The 22610-nt window shown below is 74.9% G+C and carries 20 protein-coding genes and 1 pseudogene; 8 read left to right on the top strand and 13 right to left on the bottom strand.

The genetic code is table 11. From position 1 onward, the window contains the following. Positions 1 to 22: 22 nt before the first annotated feature. The 7 genes and pseudogenes from moeZ to ABZ621_RS19370 form a co-directional block, all read right to left on the bottom strand. Entirely contained in the window at positions 23 to 1201 is a 1179-nt protein-coding gene (gene moeZ / locus ABZ621_RS19400) for an adenylyltransferase/sulfurtransferase MoeZ (protein WP_360606018.1), read from the bottom strand. Between the two features lie 63 nt (positions 1202 to 1264). Then, the gene (locus ABZ621_RS19395) at positions 1265 to 2014 is read right to left on the bottom strand and encodes a spherulation-specific family 4 protein (protein WP_360606016.1); all 750 of its coding nucleotides are present in this window, start codon (positions 2012 to 2014) and stop codon (positions 1265 to 1267) included. Continuing rightward, positions 2002 to 2973 carry an NAD-dependent epimerase/dehydratase family protein gene (locus ABZ621_RS19390; protein ID WP_360606014.1) on the bottom strand — a complete coding sequence of 324 codons (972 nt, stop codon included), beginning with the start codon at positions 2971 to 2973 and terminating at the stop codon, positions 2002 to 2004. The genes ABZ621_RS19395 and ABZ621_RS19390 overlap by 13 nt, the downstream gene beginning before the upstream one ends. Before the next feature lie 121 nt (positions 2974 to 3094). After that, positions 3095 to 4612, bottom strand: coding sequence for a hypothetical protein (locus tag ABZ621_RS19385; RefSeq protein WP_360606012.1), 1518 nt, complete (start codon positions 4610 to 4612; stop codon positions 3095 to 3097). A 13-nt stretch (positions 4613 to 4625) separates the two neighbouring features. Beyond that, positions 4626 to 6266, bottom strand: a complete 1641-nt coding sequence (locus tag ABZ621_RS19380; RefSeq protein ID WP_360606010.1) for a glycosyltransferase — start codon at positions 6264 to 6266, stop codon at positions 4626 to 4628. Positions 6267 to 6574: 308 nt separating this feature from the next. Continuing rightward, a pseudogene (locus tag ABZ621_RS19375) lies at positions 6575 to 7396 on the bottom strand (DUF3152 domain-containing protein); the annotation flags it as partial. A gap of 775 nt (positions 7397 to 8171) precedes the next feature. Further along, a complete protein-coding gene (locus ABZ621_RS19370) occupies positions 8172 to 9152 on the bottom strand; it encodes an alpha/beta hydrolase (RefSeq protein WP_360606008.1) in 981 nt (326 codons plus the stop codon). Between the two features lie 199 nt (positions 9153 to 9351). Here ABZ621_RS19370 and ABZ621_RS19365 point away from each other — a divergent pair, with 199 nt between their 5' ends. The 4 genes from ABZ621_RS19365 (at position 9352) to ABZ621_RS19350 (ending at position 11355) form a co-directional block, all read left to right on the top strand. Beyond that, the gene (locus tag ABZ621_RS19365) at positions 9352 to 9567 is read left to right on the top strand and encodes a hypothetical protein (protein ID WP_360606006.1); all 216 of its coding nucleotides are present in this window, start codon (positions 9352 to 9354) and stop codon (positions 9565 to 9567) included. Positions 9568 to 9802: 235 nt separating this feature from the next. Further along, a complete protein-coding gene (locus ABZ621_RS19360) occupies positions 9803 to 10462 on the top strand; it encodes a TetR/AcrR family transcriptional regulator (RefSeq protein ID WP_360606004.1) in 660 nt (219 codons plus the stop codon). 136 nt (positions 10463 to 10598) lie between these two features. Continuing rightward, entirely contained in the window at positions 10599 to 10826 is a 228-nt protein-coding gene (locus ABZ621_RS19355; protein ID WP_360606002.1) for a DUF3107 domain-containing protein, read from the top strand. Between the two features lie 253 nt (positions 10827 to 11079). Then, entirely contained in the window at positions 11080 to 11355 is a 276-nt protein-coding gene (locus ABZ621_RS19350; protein WP_360606000.1) for a hypothetical protein, read from the top strand. A 148-nt stretch (positions 11356 to 11503) separates the two neighbouring features. Here ABZ621_RS19350 and ABZ621_RS19345 read toward each other — a convergent pair whose 3' ends face one another. Next, positions 11504 to 12256, bottom strand: coding sequence for a ferritin-like fold-containing protein (locus tag ABZ621_RS19345; RefSeq protein WP_169087119.1), 753 nt, complete (start codon positions 12254 to 12256; stop codon positions 11504 to 11506). Between the two features lie 483 nt (positions 12257 to 12739). Between ABZ621_RS19345 and ABZ621_RS19340 the strand changes: the two genes are divergently transcribed. Together ABZ621_RS19340 and ABZ621_RS19335 are read left to right on the top strand one after the other, a co-directional pair. Further along, positions 12740 to 15472: a DEAD/DEAH box helicase gene (locus ABZ621_RS19340; protein ID WP_360605998.1), complete on the top strand. Its 2733-nt coding sequence runs from the start codon at positions 12740 to 12742 to the stop codon at positions 15470 to 15472. Between the two features lie 100 nt (positions 15473 to 15572). Further along, a complete protein-coding gene (locus tag ABZ621_RS19335) occupies positions 15573 to 16475 on the top strand; it encodes an alpha/beta hydrolase (protein WP_360605996.1) in 903 nt (300 codons plus the stop codon). On the opposite strand, the gene ABZ621_RS19330 is transcribed toward ABZ621_RS19335, so the two are convergent. Next, positions 16459 to 17382, bottom strand: coding sequence for an NYN domain-containing protein (locus ABZ621_RS19330; protein ID WP_360605994.1), 924 nt, complete (start codon positions 17380 to 17382; stop codon positions 16459 to 16461). The two genes, ABZ621_RS19335 and ABZ621_RS19330, sit on opposite strands and share 17 nt — an antisense overlap. Before the next feature lie 157 nt (positions 17383 to 17539). On the opposite strand from ABZ621_RS19330, the gene ABZ621_RS19325 reads away from it, so the two are divergent. Then, on the top strand, positions 17540 to 17692 hold the full coding sequence (locus ABZ621_RS19325) for a hypothetical protein (RefSeq protein ID WP_099054331.1): 153 nt from the start codon (positions 17540 to 17542) through the stop codon (positions 17690 to 17692). A gap of 89 nt (positions 17693 to 17781) precedes the next feature. Here the strand turns inward: ABZ621_RS19325 and ABZ621_RS19320 are convergent, their stop codons facing one another. From ABZ621_RS19320 to ABZ621_RS19305, 4 genes are all read right to left on the bottom strand, one after another. Continuing rightward, the gene (locus tag ABZ621_RS19320) at positions 17782 to 18387 is read right to left on the bottom strand and encodes a MarC family protein (protein ID WP_360605992.1); all 606 of its coding nucleotides are present in this window, start codon (positions 18385 to 18387) and stop codon (positions 17782 to 17784) included. 291 nt (positions 18388 to 18678) lie between these two features. Beyond that, entirely contained in the window at positions 18679 to 19545 is an 867-nt protein-coding gene (locus ABZ621_RS19315) for a PHP domain-containing protein (protein WP_360606124.1), read from the bottom strand. 123 nt (positions 19546 to 19668) lie between these two features. Beyond that, positions 19669 to 20307 carry a DUF6758 family protein gene (locus tag ABZ621_RS19310; protein ID WP_360605990.1) on the bottom strand — a complete coding sequence of 213 codons (639 nt, stop codon included), beginning with the start codon at positions 20305 to 20307 and terminating at the stop codon, positions 19669 to 19671. Between the two features lie 153 nt (positions 20308 to 20460). Next, positions 20461 to 21051 (bottom strand): suppressor of fused domain protein, encoded by a 591-nt coding sequence (locus ABZ621_RS19305; protein WP_360605988.1) that lies wholly within the window; start codon positions 21049 to 21051, stop codon positions 20461 to 20463. Positions 21052 to 21474: 423 nt separating this feature from the next. Between ABZ621_RS19305 and ABZ621_RS19300 the strand changes: the two genes are divergently transcribed. Beyond that, the gene (locus ABZ621_RS19300) at positions 21475 to 22602 is read left to right on the top strand and encodes a magnesium and cobalt transport protein CorA (RefSeq protein ID WP_360605986.1); all 1128 of its coding nucleotides are present in this window, start codon (positions 21475 to 21477) and stop codon (positions 22600 to 22602) included. Positions 22603 to 22610 lie beyond the last annotated feature (8 nt).

The raw sequence follows: 22610 nt of genomic DNA, 5'->3' as shown, positions 1-22610 counted from the left end.
CCGGGGCCTTCGGCACGGTCGACTAGTAGACCGGCTTCTCGGGCTCGATCTGGTGGACCCAGCCGATCACGCCGCCGCCGACGTGCACGGCGTCCGCGAAGCCCGCGGACTTGAGCACGGCGAGGACCTCCGCACTGCGGACGCCCGTCTTGCAGTGCAGGACGATCTTCTTGTCCTGCGGGAGGTCCTGGAGGGCGTTGCCCATCAGGAACTCGTTCTTCGGGATCAGGCGGGCGCCGGGGATCGAGACGATCTCGTACTCGTTGATCTCGCGGACGTCGATGATGTCGATGTTCTCGCCGTCGTCGATCCACTCCTTGAGCTGCTTCGGAGTGATCGTGGAGCCGAGCGCCGCCTCCTGGGCCTCCTCGGACACGACGCCGCAGAAGGCCTCGTAGTCGATGAGCTCGGTGACGGTCGGGTTCTCGCCGCAGACGGCGCAGTTCGGGTCCTTGCGGACCTTCACCTGGCGGTACTGCATCTCCAGGGCGTCGTAGATCATCAGCCGGCCGACGAGCGGCTCGCCGATGCCGGCGAGGAGCTTGATGGCCTCGTTGACCTGGATGGAGCCGATGGACGCGCACAGCACGCCCAGGACGCCGCCCTCGGCGCAGGAGGGGACCATGCCCGGCGGCGGGGGCTCCGGGTAGAGGCAGCGGTAGCAGGGACCGTGCTCGGACCAGAAGACGGAGGCCTGGCCGTCGAAGCGGTAGATCGAGCCCCAGACGTACGGCTTGTTCAGCAGCACGCAGGCGTCGTTCACCAGGTAACGGGTGGCGAAGTTGTCGGTGCCGTCGACGATCAGGTCGTACTGGCTGAAGATGTCCATCACGTTGTCGGCTTCGAGCCGCTCCTCGTGCAGGACCACGTTCACGTACGGGTTGATGCCGAGCACGCTGTCGCGCGCCGACTCCGCCTTGGAGCGGCCGATGTCGGCCTGGCTGTGGATGATCTGGCGCTGGAGGTTCGACTCGTCGACCTCGTCGAACTCCACGATGCCGAGCGTGCCGACACCGGCCGCGGCCAGGTACATGAGGGCCGGCGAGCCGAGGCCGCCGGCGCCGACGGCCAGCACCTTGGCGTTCTTCAGCCGCTTCTGCCCGTCCATCCCCACGTCGGGGATGATCAGGTGGCGGGAGTACCTGCGGACCTCGTCTACGGTGAGCTCGGCAGCCGGCTCGACCAGGGGTGGCAGCGACACGGGGACTCCGTTGGTCGGTATGTCAGTACGGTTGTTCTCCCCGTAACACTGCCACGCCCCTCCTCATTCCGAGACACCCGGTCCGATACGCGAGACGATTTCGTCCCAGTAGCCGGGCAGCGAGTGAAATGGCATGGTCTGTCCCGGCGCCGCTCCGCGGTCCGTGAAGAAGATCGTGCCGGCGCCCTGCCAGCGGGCGATCCGCAGCGCCTCGTCGAGATGGGTGCGCGGCACCCCGTGGACGAAGTGGGCGAACTTCCCCTCCGGGTACTCCGCGGTCCACTCGGCCACCTGCGACCAGCGGTAGTCCGTCCAGGACCCGGCGAAGGTGACCAGCTGGTCCGCCGTCTCCGCGTAGCCGGGGTACGGGTGGTGGCCCTGGCCGAGGACGAGGTGGGCGTCACCGCCGAGGAGCGCCGAGAGGGTCGCGGTGACCCTTCTCACCCCTGGCAGGTCCGTCCGGTCCGTGGGACAGCGGTCCAGATAGAAGCCGCCGACGCGGTACCAGTCGAGGTAGCGCTGGGCCTGTGAGACCAGCTCCCCGAAGGGGCGCGAGCCGTGGGCCAGGTCCAGGTGCCCGAGCACCCGCACGCGCGCGTGCCGGAGCCGGCCGGCGGTCTCCAGGCAGTGCGGGTCGGGGCGGGAGCCGGGGCCGTCGGCGACGTTGAGCACCGCCCAGTGCACAGGCGTGCCGGGGCGGGTCAGTTCGGCCCATTCGACCGGGGCGAGCAGCGGGTGGGCGTAGCCGGGGGCGCCGATGCCGAGGGTCCGGAGGGTGCCGGTCGCGGTGCCGGCGCGCGTCAGATGCGACACGCCGCCTCCATCCAGATGTCGGCGAGCGACTCCTCCAGGTTGATCCGGGGGCGCCAGCCGAGCCGGTCCCGGGCGGTGCGGACGTCGGCCTGCTGCCAGGGCCCGCAGCCGTCGGGGTACGGGAAGGGCGTGGCGGCCAGCTGTTCGGCGATGGTCGCCTCGGTGCGCGGGGCGCCGATGACGGGCCGCTGCGGGACGCCGTGCGGGGCGTCGACCTCGTGGAGGTTGCCCGCGTAGCCGGCGACCCGGGCGAGGACGGCGGCGGCGTCCCGGAGCCGGACGGCACGGCCCGTACCGATGTTGACGACGCCCTGGGCGGCGGAGAGGGAGGCGGCGTGCACGGCCCGCGCCACGTCCCGGACGTCCACGAAGTCCCGCTGCACGCCGAGGCCGCTGAGCTTGAGCTCGCCGTCGCCGGCCTGCATGGCCCGGCGCATGGCCTCGGCGAGCCGGCCGAGCGGGGAGCCGGCCGGGGTGCCGGGGCCGACGGGCGAGAAGACCCGCAGGACGACGGCGTCGAGGCCGGAGCCGAGGACGAGTTCGGTGGCGGCGAGCTTGGAGACGCCGTACGGGCCTCCCGGGCGCGGCACGGCGTCCTCGGCGGTGGAGGAGCCGGGCTGGCTGGGCCCGTACTCGGAGGCGCAGCCGACCTGGACGAGCCGGGCGCCGCAGCCGCTGCGGCGCAGGGCCTCGCAGACGGTGGCGACGGCGACGGTGTTGTGCCGGGTGAGGTCGCGGGCGCCGCCGCGGGTGGCGCCGGCGCAGTTGACGACCACGCCGGGGTGGACGGCGTCCAGGAAGCGGGTGAGCGCGCCGGGGCTGCCGCTGGCGAGGTCGAAGCGGACGTCGGCGTCGTCGCCGCGGCCGAGGGCGGTGAGGTGGACCGCCGGGTCGGCGAGCAGCCGGTCGGCGACGAAGCGGCCGATGAAGCCGTTGGCTCCGAGCAGTAGCACCCTCATCGTGCGGCCCCTTCGTGCCGACCGGCCGGTGCTGGGGAGTGAGGGGTCATGGTCTGGGTTCTCCTTGCGGGTGGTGAGTCGGGCCGGGCGCCCGCGGCGTCGGCTCCGCGGGTGCGACGGGTCAGGGGGTGGTGTGGGCGGAGGCCCGGGTGAGGGCGCCGGTCGCGTGGGCCAGCAGGCCGAGCGCGGCGGCGCCGCAGACGAGCGCGGGGAGGGCGCCGGCGCCCCAGGCGTCGACGGCGGTCCGTACGGGGACGGCGAGCGCGTCGAGGCCGGGGAGCGGGAGCCGGGCGGCCAGCACGCTCGCGAGGCCGAGGGCTTCGGCGGCGCAGGCGGCGGCGAGTGCGGCGGCGGCGGTCTCGCCGTGTCCGTGGACGGCGAGCAGCCGGGCGGTCAGGAGCAGGGCGCCGAGGGCGAGCGCGCCGGCGGTGAGGCCGGTGAGCGCGAGCAGGGCGGTGAGGGCGGCGAGGTGCAGGAGCACGGCAGCCAGCAGCCACGCGCGCGTGGCGGCGGCGAAGTCGGCGAGGCCCCGGCTCTCGGCGATGCGCCGCCGGGCCCGGCCCGCGAAGAGGCGGGCGCACCAGGCGGCGGGAGCGACGGCGAGCGCGAGCCCGAGGAGCGGCGCGGGGTCGACGCGCCAGGTGCCGTCGGGTCCGCCGCGGAGCACCTCCTCCAGGAGCCCGTCGCCGGCGACGGCGTACGCGAGCAGCCAGAGGGTCCACACCCGGGCGGCGGGCGCGGCGGCGGGCGCGTGCAGGGGTCCGCGCCGGACGGCGAGGACGAGCGCGGCGGCGAGCCCGAGCGCGCCGGCGGTCCCGGTGACGAGCCGGGCGGCCCCGTCGAGGTGGAGCAGCGCGGGCACGAGCAGCGCGGCGGCGGCCCCGGGCGCGCACGCGGCGAGCGCCCAGGGGGCGCGGGGCCCTTCGGCCTCCTCCTCGGGCGCGGCCTCGCGGTGCGCGCGCGGCACGCGCGCGTACAGCTCCTCGGCGAGCGAGAAGACGTCCCGGTGCCGGTAGCGGGCGGCGGTCCGGTCGGTGAACCCCTGCGCTTCGAGTCCGGCGGCGACCTCCAGCGGGTCGACGGCCCGCTCGCACAGCTCCCGGTGCCGGTGCATGAGCACCTTGACGGGATCGCCACCGCTGCGGCGCGCCTTCCCTGCGGACGCGGGGGCGGGCGGGGAAGCGGGGGCGGGGGCGGGCGGCTCCCCCCAGGCGACCCCGGGCCCGGGCGCGACGGCCCCTCCCGGGGCGGGGACGGACTCGGGCTCGGGTACGGGGGTGGGCTCGGGTACGTCCTCCGGCGCGCCGACCACGGCCACGGCCTCGGGCTCGGCCTCCGGCTCGGACACGTCGTCCGGCTCCGGCTCCGCCTCCGGCTCCGTTTCCGCCTCCGGCTCGGGCACGCGCGCGTGCGGGGTCGGGCGGGGCGGGCCGAAGGCGGAGAGGAGGTCGTCGAGGGCGGTCTCCCCACCGGGAAGGGGGGCGGGGTCCGCGTGGAGGTCGAGGGTGGGGAGCGTGCCGGCGGGCCCCGGGGCTATGCCGGGCGGCGTGGGTTCCGCATCCACCGCGGGGGCGCCGAGGAGGGCCTCGGAGCGGGCGTCCCAGGCTCCGGGGCTCGTCGGGGCGGCGGGGCCGCGCATGGGGGTGCCTCCTTCAGGCATCGGGGGCTCCTGTGCCCGCGGAGACGGCCTTCGGCGCCCAGCTGCCGGGGAGGTGGGTTTCCGCGGGGTGGGCGAAGGGCACGTCGGACCCGGCACGGTGGCGTACCGGCGCGTGGGAGAGGAGTTCCAGGTAGATGCCGCGGAACGCGGCGAGGTTCTGGTCGACGGTGAAGAGTTCGAGCGCGCGGGCGCGGGCGGCCGCGCCGAGCCGGTGCCGGCGCTCGGGGTCGCGCAGCAGCGCGAGGCAGGCGTCGGCGAGCGCCCGGGGGTTGCGCGGGGGCACGACGAGCCCGGTGCCGCCGATGATCTCGACGACGGCGCCGACGTCGGTCGAGACGGTGGCCCGGGCGCAGAACATGGCCTCGACGAGGCTCGCGGGGAAGCCCTCGACGGTGCTGGAGAGGACGACGACGGCGGCGGAGGCGTAGACGTCCTCCAGGGTGGGCGCCTCGGGTCCGCCGAGCTCCTCGAAGGAGACGGGGTTCTCGCCGACGGCGTGGGCGCCGGCCGCCTCGTCGGGGAAGAGCTGCGCGGCGAGCGCGGCGCACTGGGCGAGGTAGGCGCAGTGGTCGGCCTCGCCCTGCTCGGCGGGGACGGAGACGATCCGCAGCCGGGTGTCGGGCTGCCGGGCGCGGAGCTCGGCGAAGGCGTGCAGGAGCGCGACGAGGTCCTTGGCGGGCTCGACGCGGCCGATCCAGACGAGGGTGCCGGGCTCGCCGCTCTCCTCGTCCTCGCCGACCTCGGCGAACCGCTCGGCGGGCATGCCGGGGTGGACGGTGCGGACCCGGTCCCGGTCGGCGCCGAGGCGCTCCTGCCAGCGGCGGGCGTGCGCGTTCCCGGGGGTGAGGAGGGCGGCCTCGCGGTAGGTCTCCCCGGCGAGGCGGCCGTGGAGGGCGGCGAGCAGGGTGCGCAGGGCGGTGGAGTGCTCGGCGGTGCCCGCGTCGAGGTAGTGGGAGCGCAGGCCGACGCCGTACTCGGTGACGAGGAGGGGGGTGCCGAAGAAGCGTTTGGCCAGGAGGCCGGGGAGGGCGACGGGCCCGCCGGCGGTGGCGTGGCAGAGGTCGGCGGCGCCGAGGGCGGTCTCGTCGTACCAGCCGAGGGAGAGGGGGCGCAGGGCCCGCTCCAGGTGGTCGGCGAAGGCGAGGTGGTCGCGGAGTCCGGCCGCCGCGGCGGCGCGGCGGGCGCCGGGGGCGCGGCAGGCGGCCTCCAGGAGGCGGACGGCCTCGTCGGAGCGGAGCGCGCCGGGCAGTCCGCCGCTGGCGCGCGCGAGGTCGGCGAGGGCGCCGAGGCCGTCGGCGAAGGCCCGCGCGGGCTCGTCCTCCCCGGTGCCGGGGGCGGCCTCGGCGGTGAGGCCGGTGGCGAGGGCGTGGAAGCCCTCGGCGAAGCGGCGGCGGTCCCGGCGGCCGTAGGCGCGGCGGCCCGCGCGCTCGGGCGGGGCGGCGACGGGGGCGCCTTCGCCGGTGGCGGGGACGGTCCGGGTGTTGGGGGGCAGCGGGGCAGCGGGGAGGGGGCCGCCGACGGCGTACAGGTCGAAGTCGTGGGGGGCGAGGCCGCGGACGAGCCGCTGCCACCAGGCCACGGTGTCACCGGCGGCGCACGGTGCGCCACCCTCCGTGAGCAGTCCGATCCGCACGAGTCCACACCCCCGGTCGTCGTCGACGGGGATTCCCGGGCCGGGAATCCCACAGCGGGATGAACGTAAGCGCAGCGGCCGGTGGTGCGACGGACGGTTGTCCGCCGCACCACCGGAAGGGGTGAATGCGCGTGACTTTCCCGGCCCCGTCGCGTTCGTCCGGAGTACGCCTGCGGGCGGGAAACCCGTCGGGAATCAGGACGGGAAAGGCGAATTCCGGGGGCGCGCGCGAGAAAGCCGGAAAGGCGAGAACGACGACGGCCGGAGGCGATGAATACGACCCCGGCCGGAAACGCCGAACGGCGCGGTCAACTCCCCGGGTGCACCCAGGGGTTGGGCTTGCAGCTGATTCCGTCGACGTTCAGGGACTTGGTCTGCTGCTGCATCACGGGCGCCAGCGCGCCGGGCGTCCGGCACGACACGTGGTTGTGCCCGAGCCGGTGTCCGACCTCGTGGTTGATCAGCATCTGCCGGTAGGCGTACATCGCCTTCGGGCCGAAGGTCTCCGAACCCTGCGCCCAGCGGAAGGCGTTGATCATCACGCGCTCGGTGGAGGCGGAGTCGCAGGAGACGTTGTCGATGGTGGTGTCGAGCCCCGACTTGGCGCACCAGGTGCCGGTGGTGCCGGGGCTGGCGAGGGTGATGACGAAGTCGGGCTGCCCGCTGGAGATCCGCTCGAAGGTCATGGCGCCCTGACCGGCCCAGCTGCGCTTGTCGTTGAGGGTCTGCTGGACGGCCCGCGCGAAGAGCTTGGCGTCGAGACCGAGCCCCTTCTCGACGTCCACCCGGTAGCGGTACTTCCGTCCCGAACCCGGCGCCTTGTCGAGCCCGGCCACGGCCTCGAACTCGCCGGAGGCGGTGAGCTTCGGGTCGATCGGGAACTGATGGGTCATCAACTGCTCGTACGTGGGCGCGGCTTGCGTCCTCGCGGGGGCCGGGCTCGACGGGGCGACGCGCTCGTCGGAGCGCGAGGCCGAACCGTCCGAGGCCCGCTCGGCGGGCTTCTGCGCGGCGCGCGCGGCCGGCGCGTCGTCCTCGCCGTCGGCGACCTGCCCGGCGACGACGATCGCGAGGCAGGTGGTGACGGCCGCGGCGGCGATCCCGGTGAACGCCCGCCCCTTGCCGCCGCGCCCCCCGACGGCCTCGGCCTCGGGCCCGGCCTCGGCCTCGGCCGGCGGGGCCACGGGCGCCCGACGGGGCCCGGGGATCACCGGCACGGCGCCCGTGGCGGGCCCGTACCGCTCGGGCCCCGGCCGTCCGTTCTCCTCGTCCGCGGGGTGCCCCCCGCGCACCGGAATCCCGTACGCGGGCGTGTCCGGAGCCCCGTGCCCGGCCGCGCCGCGCCCACCCGCACCGCCGTACGCGGGCGTGCCGTGCGCCGGCGTGCCCTGCCCGGCACCCGAGCCCGCCGGGCTCCCGTACGCCGGAGTCCCGTGCGCGGGGGTCCCGTAGCCGGGCGCGGCCGGCGCGGCGCCACCGCGCGCGGAAGCGCCGTACCCCGGAACGCCCTGCGCGGAGGCACCTCGCCCAGGCGTGCCGTGCGCCGGGGTGCCATAAGGGGAAGCGCCGCGCCCAGGGGCCCCGTACGCGGGAGCGCCCTGACCGGCAGCGCCGCGCCCAGGGACCCCGTACCCCGGAGCGCCCTGACCGGGCGTCCCGTGGGGCGGGGTGCCGTGCGTCGGGGTTCCCTGGGCGGGTGTGCCCTGGCCGTGGAAGGGGCCGTGGCCCCGGGTGGTGCCGTGGGCCGGGGTGTACTCGTCCGCGCCGTCGCCGCTCCTGCGGCGGCGGCCCGTGCCGGCGCCGGTGTCCGTCACGGGCGTGCGCCCGGTGTCCCCCACCGGGGTGCGCCCGGCGTCGCCCGCCGTGGGCGCGGGCCCCTTGCGACTATGTCGTCCCACCCCGGGTTCAGCTCCCGTCGTGCCGCGCGTCGTGGTCCGCGATCAGCTCCCGCGCGGCCGCGGCGACCGTCTCCGGGTACTCCATCATCGCCACGTGTCCGGCGTCGGGCAGGCTCAGCAGCCGCGAGCCACGGAAGGCCGCGGCGGCCCTGCGGGCCATCCGGTACGAGACGAGCCGGTCACGGCCGCCGTAGATCAGGAGGGTGGGCGCGAGGACCCGCTCCGCCTGCCGCCACAGGCCGTGCTGGCCGCCGAGCGTATAGGCGTCGACGATCCCGCGCGAGGACCTGGCCATCGCGTCCCAGAAATAAGGGAGTTCGAGCCGGCGCTCCATCTCCTCGACGGCGTGCCGGAAGCCCTCCTCGGTGACCTGGCCCGGGTCCCCGTAACAGAGCGAGAGGACACCGCGGACGCGCTGCTCGGCCGTCCAGTCGCGGGAGAGGTGGGCGAAGAGCCCGGCGACGCCGGGGACGGCGAGCAGCGCCGTCGGCCAGGCGGTGCGCTGGGCGCGCAGCTCGGGGAGGGCCGGCGAGACCAGGGTCAGGGTCCTGACCAGGTCGGGCCGGACGGCGGCGACGCGGGTGGCGACGGCGCCGCCCATCGAGTTGCCGAAGAGGTGGACCGGGCCGCGCCCGGAGGCGTCGAGCAGCCGGATGACGGCCCGGGCGTGCCCGGTGACCGAGTAGTTGCCGTCGTCGGGCGGCGGGGAGTCGCCGAAGCCGGGCAGGTCGACGGCCTCGCCGTCGACGAGGTCGGCCAGGAGCGGCATCAGGGCGGACCAGTTCTGCGAGGAACCGCCGAGGCCGTGCACGTAGAGGGCGGGCGGCAGACCGGTGCGGACGCCGGGCCGGGAGCGCACGGTGAGGGTGAGACCGGGGAGCGCGACGGAGCGGAGCTCCTCGCCGTCGGCGACCCGGACGGCGCGCGGAGGCGCCGGCGCCGGAGCGGTGTCGGCGGTCCGGGTTTCCGGCAGCTCGGTCGAGGACATGGCCGCAATATTACGAGACGATCACGCGGGCCCGGGTGTGGGTGCGGTCACAGGGTCCGCGTGGCGCCCGCCCCGGCCCCGGTCGCGGCCCCCGCGGGGGCGGCTCGGGTGCGGTCGGACGCCGCTGCTCCTACGCTCGAAGGTGAGGGTCATCCGCGCGGGCGGCCGCCCGCGCACGGGGAGGACGGGAAGGAACCGCATGACTGTCGATCCGTCCGAGCCGGACACGTTCCCCGAGGAAGAGGACACCGTGCTCGACGAGGAAGTCCCCGAGGCCGACGCGGCCGAGCAGCACACCGACCTGCGCCCCGGCGAGGACGAGCCGCTCAGCGGCATCACCCACGAGGCGGCAGACGAGGGAGACGCCTCGGAACAGGCGCGCGTCGTCACGCTGGACGAAGACGACTACCGCTGACCACCACCACCGACGCCCACCACCGACGACCACGACCGAGCACGACCGACCACGACCGCCGACGAAAATCCGCCGACGACTACCGCTGATTTGTTCGGTTTAATCTTGAATCGCCTGTCGACCCAGGCGTCCGGTCCGTGAAATTCTGCGTCCGCACCGCGCACACCCGGGTTACCCAAAAGTACGATGGCCGCGCGGCGCGACAGCGCACTGGATCGAATTCTTGGGAGGCCGCGTGAGCGCCATCGAGCAGACAGAGGCAGCACGCCCTCGCGGTACGCGGCTGCCGCGCCGTGCCCGGCGGAACCAGCTGCTCGGCGCGGCCCAGGAGGTCTTCGTCGCCCAGGGCTACCACTCGGCGGCCATGGACGACATCGCCGAGCGGGCCGGGGTCAGCAAGCCGGTGCTCTACCAGCACTTCCCGGGGAAGCTGGAGCTCTACCTGGCCCTGCTCGACCAGCACTGCGAGTCCCTGCTCCAGTCCGTCCGCACGGCCCTCGCCTCCACCTCGGACAACAAGCTGCGCGTCGCGGCCACCATGGACGCCTACTTCGCCTACGTCGAGGACGAGGGCGGCGCCTTCCGGCTCGTCTTCGAGTCCGACCTCACCAACGAGCCGGCCGTGCGCGAGCGGGTCGACCGGGTGAGCCTCCAGTGCGCCGAGGCGATCTCCGAGGTCATCGCCGAGGACACCGGCCTGTCCAAGGACGAGTCGATGCTGCTCGCCGTGGGCCTCGGCGGCGTCTCGCAGGTCGTGGCCCGCTACTGGCTCTCCAGCGAGTCCCCGATCCCCCGCGACACGGCGGTCTCCCTCCTCACCTCGCTCGCCTGGCGCGGCATCGCGGGCTTCCCGCTGCACGCCGTCGAGGGCCAGCTGAGCGCCGAGGGCCACTGACCGTCTCTTTGTTCCCGGGGACTGTTCGCTCCTGGCGTGCCGCCACTGAGCCGTGCGCGTCCCCTCACCGGGCTAATGTGTGCAGCGTACGGCGCGGGTTCATCGCGCATGGCTGACCGTTCGGAGGGACATAGCCGTGGAGGTCAAGATCGGCGTGCAGTACGCACCCCGGGAGATCGTTCTGGAGAGCGGGCAGCCCGCCGAGGACGTGGAGCGCGCCGTCGCCGACGCGCTGTCCGGCAAGGCGCCGCTGCTCAGCCTCGAGGACGAGAAGGGCCGCCGGGTCCTCGTCCCGTCGGACAAGATCGCGTATGTCGAGCTGGGCGAGGCCGCGGTGCGCCGCGTGGGCTTCGGCACGCTCTGAGCCCCGGCTCTCGCCGCTGAAGGCGACGAGGAGGCCCGGAAGGACACCCGTCCTTCCGGGCCTCTTCGCGTACGCCCGTCCGGGTGGCGCCGGGGGCGCGTGCCGGGGGCGCCCCGCCGCCGGGTTCCGGCCGCGGCCGGCGTGTGCCCGGGGCGTCCCACCAGGGCGGAGGGAGGATTGCGTTCCGGTGGCCCGGGGTAGGAGGGGGCTTGACCGCACCACCCGCCCCGCACCCTCCGCGAGGTGATCCACCGTGTTCCTGGAAGCCCTCGGTTCCGCCCTGCTCGGACTCGCCCTGGCCTGGGCCGCCGCGCACCGCCTGCCCGACCGCCTCCCCGCCCGGAGGACCGTCCTCCTCACCGGTGCGCTCGGCGCCGTCTTCGGGGCGCTCGTCACCCACGGGGCGCTCGGCCCCGGCCACTTCCTCGCCACCCTCGTCGGCGCCGTCGCCGTGGCGGCGGTGCTGCTCTCGCTCCTGGTGCGTCCGGCCGCCCGCAGGCTGCGCCGCTCATCCTCCGCCGCGTACTGAGCGCGTGCCGGCCGCCGCGTACTGAGCGCGAAACGGCTGAGCGCGTACCGGCCGAGCGGCTACCGGTGAAGCGCCTGCCGACCGCGAACGGCCGCGTGGCCCGGGACCGTCCAGGTCCCGGGCCACGCGGCCTTCGTACGGGGAGGGCTCAGGCCGCCAGGCCCAGCGCCGCCATCCGCTTGGTGTGCGCCTCGGTGATCCGGGAGAACATCCGGCCCACCTCCGCCAGGTCGAAGCCGTCCGCGACCCCGCCGACGAGCATCGTGGAGAGCGCGTCCCGCTCCGCCACCACCCGCTGGGCCTGCGAGAGCGCCTCGCCCATCAGCCGGCGGGCCCACAGCGCGAGCCGGCCGCCGACGCGCGGATCGGCCTCGATCGCGGCGCGGACCTTCTCCACGGCGAAGTTGCCGTGGCCCGTGTCGTCGAGGACCGCGAGCACCAGGGCGCGGGTGTCCGAGTCGAGGCGGGCCGCGACCTCGCGGTAGAAGTCACTGGCGATCGAGTCGCCCACGTACGCCTTGACCAGGCCCTCCAGCCAGTCCGACGGGGCGGTCTGGCGGTGGAAGTCGTCGAGCGCCTTCGCGAAGGGCTCCATCGCGGCGGTCGGCTCGGCGTCCACGGCGGCCAGCCGGTCGCGCAGCCGCTCGAAGTGGTGGAACTCCGCGGAGGCCATCTTCGCCAGCTCCGCCTTGTCCTCCAGGGACGGCGCGAGCTTGGCGTCCTCGGCGAGCCGCTCGAAGGCCGCGAGCTCGCCGTAGGCGAGGGCGCCGAGAAGGTCGATGACGGCGGCGCGGTACTGCGGCTCGGCGGAGGCCGTGGCCCAGTCCTCGGCGGCGATGCCGGTGGGGCTGGTGTCGGCGTCGGTCCCGCCGGCGGGCGTGGCGTTGTCAGGCGTCTCCATGCACGGCACAATAGCCCGCCGTCCGCACCCCCGAAGGGGCTGGTCAGTCAGTGTGACCGTGCCCTCATCACCATTTCGCCCAACACACATGCGCGATTCCGGGGTACAGTGATATTGCGCCTGCCGAGTATGCGGACATGCTTTCGCACGTTCGGACGTACCCGGTGGGCCGACGCATGAATGAGGATGCCCGGTCGGTGGCCCGATCGGCTCCGGCCCGACAGCCCTTCCGGCGGACCCGCCGAAGGGTCCCTCAGCGGTACGACGCTCGAGCGGCGGCAGTGGTCCCGTGCCACCCGGCGGTGATCTTCCCCAGGATCCCGCGGGAAGAGCCCGGCACGATGAGACCCCCTTCGTTCGCCTCGTACCGCGTCTCACAGAAGAGGCAGCACCCTGACTACGTTCCGAGAGCTCGGAATCCTTCCCGAGACCGCCGAAGCGCTGGAAGCCGTCGGCATCGTCAACCCCTTCCCCATCCAGGAGATGACCCTTCCGGTCGCCCTCACCGGCACCGACGTCATCGGCCAGGCCAAGACCGGCACGGGCAAGACCCTCGGCTTCGGCCTGCCGATCCTGGAGCGCGTCACCGTCCCCGCCGACGTCGAGGCGGGCCGCGCGAAGCCCGAGCAGCTGACGGAGGCCCCGCAGGCCCTCGTCGTCGTGCCGACCCGCGAGCTGTGCCAGCAGGTCACCAACGACCTCCTGACCGCCGGCAAGGTGCGCAACGTCCGCGTCCTCGCCATCTACGGCGGCCGGGCCTACGAGCCGCAGGTCGAGGCGCTGCAGAAGGGCGTCGACGTCGTCGTCGGCACCCCCGGCCGCCTGCTCGACCTGGCGGGCCAGCGCAAGCTCGACCTGTCGCACGTCAAGACGCTCGTGCTCGACGAGGCCGACGAGATGCTCGACCTGGGCTTCCTGCCCGACGTCGAGAAGATCATCAACATGCTTCCGGCGACCCGCCAGACCATGCTGTTCTCGGCCACCATGCCGGGCGCGGTCATCGGCCTGGCCCGCCGCTACATGTCGCGGCCCACGCACATCCGCGCCACCTCGCCGGACAACGAGGGCGTGACGCACGCCAACATCACGCAGCGCGTGTACCGGGCGCACAACATGGACAAGCCGGAGATGGTCGCGCGCATCCTCCAGGCCCGCGGCCGCGGCCTCGCGATGATCTTCTGCCGTACGAAGCGCACGGCGGCCGACATCGCCGAGCAGCTCCAGCGGCGCGGCTTCGCCTCCGGCGCGGTCCACGGCGACCTCGGCCAGGGCGCCCGCGAGCAGGCGCTGCGCGCCTTCCGCAACGGCAAGGTGGACGTCCTCGTCTGCACCGACGTCGCCGCGCGCGGCATCGACGTCGAGGGCGTCACCCACGTCATCAACTACCAGACGCCCGAGGACGAGAAGACGTACCTGCACCGCACCGGCCGGACCGGCCGCGCGGGCAACACCGGCACGGCGATCACGCTCGTCGACTGGGACGACATCCCGCGCTGGCAGCTGATCAACAAGGCGCTGGAGCTCGACTTCGCCAACCCGGTGGAGACGTACTCCAGCTCCCCGCACCTCTACACCGACCTCGACATCCCCGAGGGCACCAAGGGCATCCTGCCGCGCTCCGAGCGGACCCGCGCGGGTCTCGCGGCGGAGGAGCTGGAGGACCTGGGCGAGCCCGGCGGCCGTCGTGGCCGCGGCGGCCGCGCCGAGGCCCCGGCCGAGGAGCGCCCCGCCCGCACCCGCACCCCGCGCCAGCGCCGCCGTACCCGTGGCGGCACGGAGGCCGAGGCCGAGGGCACGCAGGCGACCGCCGCCGCGCCGGAGACCGCCGAGGCCCCCGAGGCCGTCGACGGCCCCCGCCGTCCGCGCCGCCGCCGCACCCGCGGCACCGGCCCGTCGACCGGTGGCATCCCGGTCGCCGGCGCCACCCCGGTGACGCCGGCCGAGGCCCCCGTCGAGGCCGTCGCCCCCGTCGAGGCCGCCGCGCCCGTCCAGGCCGTCGAGGCCCCGGCCGAGGAGCCGGCCGCCCCGCGCCGCCGCCGCGGCCGTGGCGGTCGTACGGAGACGGCTCCGGCCGCCGCCGAGACCCCCGCGGTCGAGACGCCGGTCGAGACGGCCGCGCCCGTCCAGGCCGCCGCCCCGGTCCAGGCCGTCGCCCCGGTCCGGGCCGTCGAGGCCCCGGCCGAGGAGCCGGCCGCCCCGCGCCGCCGCCGCGGCCGCGGCGGTCGTACGGAGACGGCTCCGGCCGTCGCCGGGACGGCCGTGGCGCCGGTCGCCAAGGCCGCTGCCGCCGCCCCGGCCCCGGCTGCCGCCCAGGCTCCGGTCTTCACGCCGCGCAAGCGGCGGGTCCGGCCGCGGGCCGAGGACACGGTGAGCTTCCAGACCGTGGAGACGGCCGCCGCCGAGCTGGCCGCCGCCCGCAAGCGGTCGGTCCCGGCCCAGTCCTCGGAGCAGCGCCCGGCGTCCCGCCCGGCCGCCACCGAGGCACCGGCCAAGGCCGCCCCGGCCGCCCCGGCCGTCGGGGCCCCGGCCGCTCCGGTCCAGGCCGCTCCGGTCCAGGCCGCTCAGGCCGCCGTCCCGGCGCAGGCCGTGGCCGCGCCGCCGCGTGCCCGGCGCCGGGCGACCCGTCCGGCCACCACCCCGGGTGCCGTCGTCGAGGCGGCTCCGGCCGTCGTCGAGGCCCCCGTGGCCCCGGTCGTGGAGGAGCCGGCCGGCCGCCCGCGCCGCCGCGCGGTCCGCAAGGCGTCCAGCCCGGTGACGACCACGGCCCCCGCCGAGGCCGTCGTGGTCATCCCGGCCCCGGTCGCCGAGCCGGCCCCGGCCGTCGTCGAGCCGGCGGAGGCCCCGAAGGCTCCGCGCAAGCGCGCCGCCGCCAAGAAGACGGCCCCGGCCGCCACCGAGGCACCGGCCGCCACCGAGGAAGCCCCCAAGGCCCCCCGCAAGCGGACCACCGCCAAGAAGGCCGCCCCGGCCGCCGAGGCACCGGCCGACACCACCGCCACCGCCACCGAGGAGGCCCCCAAGGCTCCCCGCAAGCGGGCCGCCAGGAAGACGGCCGCGGCCGTGGCGCCGGACGCGTCGGAGCCGCAGACCGCGGCGCCGGCCCGTCGGCGCACGGTGAAGAAGGCCGTCGCCGCCGAGGCTCCGGCCGAGGAGGCGCCGAAGGCCCCGCGCAAGCGCGCCGTGAAGAAGGCCGCCCCCGCCCAGCCGGAGGCGTGACGCTCCGCCCGGACCACCGGGCATGACGGCGGCCCGGCCCCCACCAGGGGCCGGGCCGCCGTCGTCGTACCGGCGACCGCCCTCCGGTTACAGTCCTTTCATGAGCAAGCCCCGCTCCCTGGCCCTCCCGCCGGGCACCCGCGCCCGCCGCCTCGACACCGTGCGCGGCGCGTTCGCCGTGCTCGACACGGCGCCGGCGGGCGAGCGTCGCGGGACGGTGCTGATGCTGCCCGGGTACACCGGCAGCAAGGAGGACTTCCTGGCGCTGCTCGGCCCGCTGGGCGAGGCCGGGTACCGCGTCGTCGCCGTCGACGGGCGCGGTCAGAACGAGTCGTACGGCCCCCGGGGCCGCGCCGCCTACCGCCGCCGGGCGCTCGCCCTGGACGCGGTCGCGCAGGCCCTCGCGCTGGGCGAAGGCCCGGTGCACCTGCTCGGTCACTCCTTCGGCGGGATCGTCGCCCGCTCGGCGGCGGTGCTCGCCCCGCGCGCCTTCCGTTCGCTGACGCTGCTCTCCTCCGGTCCCGGCCGGGTCGCCCGCCCGCAGCGGGTCCGGATCCGGGTGCTGCGGGCCGGGCACGCGCTGCTGGCGAAGGACCGGGTGTGGCGGACGACCCGCTGGCTGGACAGCCGGGGTGAGGAGCCCGACGAGGCGGTCGACTCGGAGGAGGTGCTGGGCTTCCTGCGGCGCCGCTGGATGCTGACCAAGGTCGCCCAGCTGTCCGGCACGGGCCGGCTGCTGCTGCGCGACCCGGACGGCGCGGCGGAGCTGGCCGGCCTGGCGATGCCCGTGCACCTGGCGTACGGCTCCGAGGAGATGGTCTGGGCGCCCGCCGAGCTGGCGGGGGTCGCCGCCGGCATCGGCGCGCACCACACGGTGGTGGAGGGCGCGGGCCACTCCCCCAACGTCTCGCACCCGCGCGAGCTGGCCGAGCGGCTCGCCGCCTTCTGGCAGCGGGTGGACGCCCCGGCCCACCGGACGGCTCCGCTCAGTACTGCGCCCTGAGGTGCTGCCAGAAGCCGTCGCGCAGGGCGCGGCGGAGGGCTCCGTGGCCGCGCAGTGAGCGGCTGAGCCGGGACTCGGCCTCGACGAGGAGGTCCTGGTCGTAGGCGGCGGGGAGGTACGGGTCGCCGGGCAGGAGTTCCGCGAGCCGGTCGCGGCCGCGTTCGCCGAGCCAGGTGGCGGCGATCTGGGCGCCGACGAAACGGACCTCGTCGCGGGAGGGCGGCGGCTCGCTGTCGTTCTCGTACATCGTGACCGGGCGGCGGGTGACGTACGGCCGGCAGAAGTCGAGGTCGAAGGTGCGCTGGCTGTCGACCTCCCAGAGCAGCGCCTCGGCCTGGTTGGGGCCGTCGGCTGCCTCGATGCCCCAGAGGTGGACGCGGGCGCCGTAGCCCTGGGCGGCCTCGACGGCGGAGACCAGGTCCTCGTCGCCGCCGACGAGGGCGGCGTCGCTGATGGCGCGGTGACGGGCGAGGGACTCCAGGTCGGAGCGGATGAGGGAGTCGACGCCCTTCTGCTGGTTGTTGGCGTTGAGGTTGCCGAGGCGGACCTTGACGTCGGGGAGTTCGGCGATGGACTGCTGCTCGGGGGTGTGGATGCGGCGGCGGGCGCCGTCGTACCAGTAGACGCGGAGCAGCCGGCTGTCGGCGAAGATCGTGCGGGCGGTGTCGATGAACGCCTCGATGAGGCCCTCGGCGTCGAGGTCGTAGGAGCGCCGGTCCTCGGTGCCGGTCACCAGCAACCCGGCGGAAGCATGGACGTAACCGGCGTCGACGAAGATGGCGTGGGTGGACGGGGTCTTCGCGACCTCGGCCAGCATCCGCGTCAGGAGCTCGTTGGTGCGCTCCAGGCGGGCGCCGAGCGCGGCGAGGGCGTCGGTGGGCGGTGCGGGGTTCATGGCGTCGTTCATCAGCCCTCATTGTCCGCCGTCGGCCGCGCTACCCGCCAGTAGTTAGCCATCCGAAAATTTTCCTTAGCGTAAGGAATGTTCTGGATGGTTCCGCTGTTGGAGACATACGTACGCCAGTTCTCCGCATGGAGGATCAACTCGGACGAAGGGAGAAGCCATGCGCTTCGAAATCCTGCGACTCGACGACATCGACGGCACGCCCGTCGACTCGACCGTCGTGGACGCCGCCTCCGTCAACCGGATCGTGCAGCAGGCCGCAGCGATCGGCCAGCGCATCTGGATCCGCCCCGCAGAGACCTCCGCCTCGTAACGGGGCAGGTCCACACGACGCACCGCGCCCCCGCGCGGACTCCGCCCTGGCGGAATCCGTACGGGGGCGCAGTGGCGTCCGGGCCCGGGTCAGGCGCCCTGGATCACCTGGGTGACGCCGTTGATGATCTGCTGCACGGCGATCGCGGAGAGCATCATGCCGGCGAGCCGGGTGACGAGGACGACGCCGCCGTCCTTGATGACGCGGATGATCCCCAGCGAGAACCGCATGGCCAGCCAGAGCACGACGTGCATGGCGGCGATGGCGGTCCAGACGGAGATCTGCGCGGCGGCGGTGTCGGCGTGCTGGACGGCGAGGATGACGGAGACGATGGCGCCGGGCCCGGCGAGCAGCGGCATGCCGAGCGGGACGAGGGCGACGTTGACGTCCTTGGTCTGCTTCGGCTCGTCGGTCTTGCCGGTGAGCAGGTCGAGCGCGATGAGCAGCAGCAGGAGGCCGCCCGCGATCATCAGGGCGGGGACGGAGACGTGCAGGTAGTCCAGGATCTGCTGGCCGAGGATGCCGAAGACGGTGATGACGCCGAAGGCGACGGCGACGGCCTGCCAGGCCATCCGGCGCTGGACCTTGGCCGGGCGGCCCGAGGTCAGCGCGAGGAAGATCGGCGTGATGCCGGGCGGGTCCATGATCACGAAGAGGGTGAGGAAGAGCGAGCCGAAGACGGCGACGTCGAACACGGTGGGGTGCCTTGCGGTGAGGGTCGAACGGTGGGGTGTGGGGCACCGGACCGGAATCCAGGATTCCGGCACCGGGGCAGGAGTGCCCCGCCCCCGCGCGACGGACGCGCGGGGCCACGGGGGCGGTACGGAGAGGGGGCCGGGGGCGACGGGGACGCCGGCCGCTGCCGGCACGGCACGCGTCGGCACGAGGCGGGCCTGCGCGACGACGCGGCGGTACGGCGACGGGGCGGCCGCCCGGCGCGGCACGTCGCCGCGGTCCGGGAGGGCTCCCGGCGCTCCGGTCCCGGTCTAGCCGGCGAGCGCTCCGCCGGCGCCGGGGACCGGGAAGGCGCCGGTGGCACGGCGGGTGATCTCGCCGTAGATCTCGGGATCGGTGGTGTACTCGCCGAGCCGGCAGGTCTTGCGGCTGCCGTGGTAGTCGCTGGAGCCGGTGACCAGCAGGCCCAGCTCCTTCGCGAGCCCGCGCAGCCGCGCGCGGGTGGGCTCGTCGTGGTCCATGTGGTCGACCTCGATGCCGTCGAGCCCTGCCTCGGCGAGCGCGGCGATCGCGGACTCGGGCACCACCTGGCCGCGCTTGACCGCGCCCGGGTGGGCGAAGACGGTGACGCCGCCGGCCGCCTTCACGAGCCGGATCGCGTCCACCGGGTCCAGCTCGTGCTTCTGCACGTGCGCGCGGCCGCCGTCGGCGAGCCACTCGGCGGTGAAGGCCCCGGAGACGTCGGGGACGACCCCCAGCTCGACGAGGGCCTCGGCGACGTGCGGACGGCCCACGGAGCCGTCTCCGGCGATCCGCTCGACCTGCTCCCAGGTGACGGGGACGCCGAGCTCCCGGAGCCGGGCCACCATGGCCCGGGCGCGCGGCACCCGGTCGTCGCGGACCAGCTCGCGCTCGGCGAGGAGGGCGGGCTCCTCGGGGTCGAAGAGGTAGGCCAGCATGTGCAGGCCGATGCCGTCGAGGCGGCAGGAGAGCTCGGCGCCGGGGACGACGGTCAGCCCCTCGGGCGCGGCGGCGATCGCCTCGGCGTGCCCGCGGGTGGTGTCGTGATCGGTGAGCGCGACGACGTCGAGCCCGGCCGCGGCGGCGTGGCGCACCAGCTCGGCGGGGGTGTCGGTGCCGTCGGAGGCCGTGGAGTGGCTGTGCAGGTCGATGCGCACGACGCGGTTCTCCAGGGGCTCGGGCACGGACGAGTGACGCTCCAGCATAACGGGCGACACGCCCCCTGCTGTACGGGCTCCACCCGGGAGGCACCCATTACGCACCCCGGGACGCCCGGGGCGTCAGCCGAGCAGGCGGGGTGTCAGCGCGCCGCAGGGCAGGAGGTCGACCTCGGAACCCGCGTCGCGGAGGTCGGTGAGGACCAGCTCGTCGTACATGAGCAGCCCGGACTGCTCGGGCCAGACGATGGCCCAGAGCCAGAGCCCGCGGGCCTCGCCGGCGAAGACCGCCCGGTCGTGGGGCGCGCCGGTGACGTGCCACAGGGGGGTGGGGCGGCCCGCGGCGAGGACCTTGGCCGCGGGCGGCTTGTCGATGGCCATGCCGGAGCCGGGGTCGGGGCCGTCGATGCCGGCGTACCGGGCGCCGAGGCCGACGCCCAGCTCCTCGGCGACGAGCAGCAGCTCGCCGATGCCGCCGAGCGGGCCGGGCCCGGAGCAGGCGACGGCGGTGGCACGGCCGCCGCTGCGGTCGTCACCGGCGTACGCGACGCCGGTGAAGAGCCAGCCGACGGGCAGCGGCCAGGGCATCCAGACGGGCACGTGGGAGCGGTGCACGACGACGCCGAGGCCTTCGATGCTGGGCGGGATCACCGGCTGGAGCGGGTGCACGGCTCCGTGTACGTCGCACTGCCAGGAGTCGGAGAAGAGACCGGGCGCCCTGACCCGCCCACCGCACTTCGGACAACTGGGTTCGCCCCTCATAGGGCTCAACGGTCCTCCCGCGCGCGCCTCCCGTCAAGGACGGCAGCGGCCGATCACCCGTCCGGCCGGGAGCGTTCACCCCGGCGCGCGCCGCCCCCGGCCCGGGCCTCGGTCCCGGGCCGCCCCCGGCCCGGTCCCGGCCCGGGCGCGGGCTCAGTCCAGGGCGACCGAGCCGCGCAGCGGATCCCGCAGGTCCGTGCCCTTCGCGAGCCACCGCTCCTCCAGGGCCTGCGCGCCGTGCACCCGCTTCCAGGCGGCCTCGTTCGGCGTCATCGGCAGCAGCGGCAGGAAGCGCACCGGGTCCATCGGCTCGTCGAGCTCCAGGTCCTCCACCAGCCCCCCGGACTCGGCGACGAGCACCGAGCTGAAGCCGGCCCCCGGCCAGAGCGGGTCGCCGACGTCCAGCGAGGCGCCCGGGGCCACGACCACGCCCTCCACCTGAGGGGTGGCGGCGAGCACCGCGAGCGGGCGCAGCACCTTGTCGGTGTCGGCGCGCCCGAGGCGTACGGTCAGGACGAGCTCGGCGCGCGGGCCCTTCACCGGGTCGGCGAGGGCGGCGGTCGGATCGGCCATCGGGGCGGCGGACATGCCGAGCGTGGCGTAGCGGACGAGCCCGGCCTCCGCGTCGACGAAGCGGAGCACCTCGATCCGGTCGGTGCCCAGGAACGTCACCGCGGCCCGCGCGTCCGGTTCGCCCAGGGCCGTACGCAGCCGGGCCTCGACCAGTGCAAGAACTTCTCCCATGCGGGGAGCATAGATCGCGTATGGAACGGGCAAAGTAAGGGATTGACCCTCGGTCGGCTGATAGTGTTGGCCACTGGTCGGGTTTCCCGACTGTGCGTCACACGTCATCCCTCACGAGGGACCGGCCGGAGGAGGTGGGACTGCGATGGACCGAAGTCGATCGGGCAGTACCAGCCGCTCTTCCGCCGCACCGCACCCGAGCCCGGTGCGTTCCCCCCTCCGGTGACCCCGGGTCCCTGAACCGCGGACCCCCCTCTCCGGCATCGCGTACGACGGAAGAGCGCCCCTCTTTGCCTGTCTGAGTTGCGAACGCCGTCACCGCGATCCTCCGGTGCCGCCCGCTTTGTGGACGACGTCCCCTTCCCGTCCTCATTCCGGGTTGCGCCACGCTCGCCGACGGCCTGTCCGTGAAGGAGCACGCCCATGTCGATGATCCGTGACCTGCGCGCCGCCGTTCGGCCCAGCCTGCGTCCGAGCCTGCGCAAGACCCCGACCACGTACACGAACTACGACCCGACCCGCGACCACTCGGCCTCCAGCGCCATCGTCGACTGCGCGGTCTACCGCGACGGCCGGCGCATCGACGACCGCGCCTGCCTCACCCCGCGCGGCGCGATGGCGCAGGTGCGGGAGTCCGGCGGCTTCGCGTGGATCGGCCTGCACGAGCCGACCGAGGCCGAATTCGCCGGTATCGCCGCCGAGTTCGGGCTCCACCCGCTCGCCGTCGAGGACGCCGTCCACGCCCACCAGCGGCCCAAGCTGGAGCGGTACGACGACACCCTCTTCACCGTCTTCAAGACGATCCACTACGTGGAGCACGCCGAACTCACCGCCACCAGCGAGGTGGTGGAGACCGGCGAGGTGATGTGCTTCACCGGCCCCGACTTCGTCATCACCGTCCGGCACGGCGGCCAGGGCTCGCTGCGCAACCTCCGCCACCGCCTCCAGGGCGAGCCCGAGCTCCTCGCCAAGGGCCCCTCGGCCGTGCTGCACGCCCTCGCCGACCACGTCGTCGACGGCTACATCGCGGTCGCCGACGCCGTCGAACTCGACATCGACCAGCTGGAGATCGACGTCTTCTCGCCGGCCGCGAAGGGCTCCACGCGCGGCACCGACACCGGCCGGATCTACCAGCTCAAGCGCGAGGTCCTGGAGTTCAAGCGGGCCGTCAGCCCGCTGCTGCGCCCGATGCAGCTGCTCTCCGAGCGGCCGATGCGCCTGGTCGACCCGGACATCCAGAAGTACTTCCGGGACGTCGCCGACCACCTCGCCCGCGTCCAGGAGCAGGTCGTCGGCTTCGACGAGCTGCTGAACTCGATCCTCCAGGCCAACCTGGCGCAGGCGACCGTCGCGCAGAACGAGGACATGCGCAAGATCACCTCGTGGGCGGCGATCGTCGCCGTCCCCACGGCGGTCTGCGGGGTCTACGGCATGAACTTCGACCACATGCCGGAGCTGCACTGGAAGTACGGCTACCCGATGGTCCTCGGCGGCATCGCCGTCATCTGCTTCGCGATCCACCGCACCCTGAAGCGCAACGGCTGGCTCTGACCGGCCTG

Source organism: Streptomyces sp. NPDC007863, from assembly GCF_040633895.1.
Taxonomy (GTDB): Bacteria; Actinomycetota; Actinomycetes; order Streptomycetales; family Streptomycetaceae; genus Streptomyces.
The sequence above is the reverse complement of the archived record's forward strand: the minus strand, read 5'-3'. Positions and strand labels throughout refer to the sequence as shown.

Excerpts from the sequence above, each read along its gene's own strand:
- ABZ621_RS19390 (WP_360606014.1), bottom strand. The coding sequence starts at position 2,973 with ATGAGGGTGCTACTGCTCGGAGCCAACGGCTTCATCGGCCGCTTCGTC.
- ABZ621_RS19385 (WP_360606012.1), bottom strand. The coding sequence starts at position 4,612 with ATGCGCGGCCCCGCCGCCCCGACGAGCCCCGGAGCCTGGGACGCCCGC.
- ABZ621_RS19370 (WP_360606008.1), bottom strand. The coding sequence starts at position 9,152 with ATGTCCTCGACCGAGCTGCCGGAAACCCGGACCGCCGACACCGCTCCG.
- ABZ621_RS19365 (WP_360606006.1), top strand. The coding sequence starts at position 9,352 with ATGACTGTCGATCCGTCCGAGCCGGACACGTTCCCCGAGGAAGAGGAC.
- ABZ621_RS19345 (WP_169087119.1), bottom strand. The coding sequence starts at position 12,256 with ATGGAGACGCCTGACAACGCCACGCCCGCCGGCGGGACCGACGCCGAC.
- ABZ621_RS19340 (WP_360605998.1), top strand. The coding sequence starts at position 12,740 with ATGACCCTTCCGGTCGCCCTCACCGGCACCGACGTCATCGGCCAGGCC.
- ABZ621_RS19335 (WP_360605996.1), top strand. The coding sequence starts at position 15,573 with ATGAGCAAGCCCCGCTCCCTGGCCCTCCCGCCGGGCACCCGCGCCCGC.
- ABZ621_RS19330 (WP_360605994.1), bottom strand. The coding sequence starts at position 17,382 with ATGAACGACGCCATGAACCCCGCACCGCCCACCGACGCCCTCGCCGCG.
- ABZ621_RS19325 (WP_099054331.1), top strand. The coding sequence starts at position 17,540 with ATGCGCTTCGAAATCCTGCGACTCGACGACATCGACGGCACGCCCGTC.
- ABZ621_RS19310 (WP_360605990.1), bottom strand. The coding sequence starts at position 20,307 with ATGAGGGGCGAACCCAGTTGTCCGAAGTGCGGTGGGCGGGTCAGGGCG.
- ABZ621_RS19305 (WP_360605988.1), bottom strand. The coding sequence starts at position 21,051 with ATGGGAGAAGTTCTTGCACTGGTCGAGGCCCGGCTGCGTACGGCCCTG.
- ABZ621_RS19300 (WP_360605986.1), top strand. The coding sequence starts at position 21,475 with ATGTCGATGATCCGTGACCTGCGCGCCGCCGTTCGGCCCAGCCTGCGT.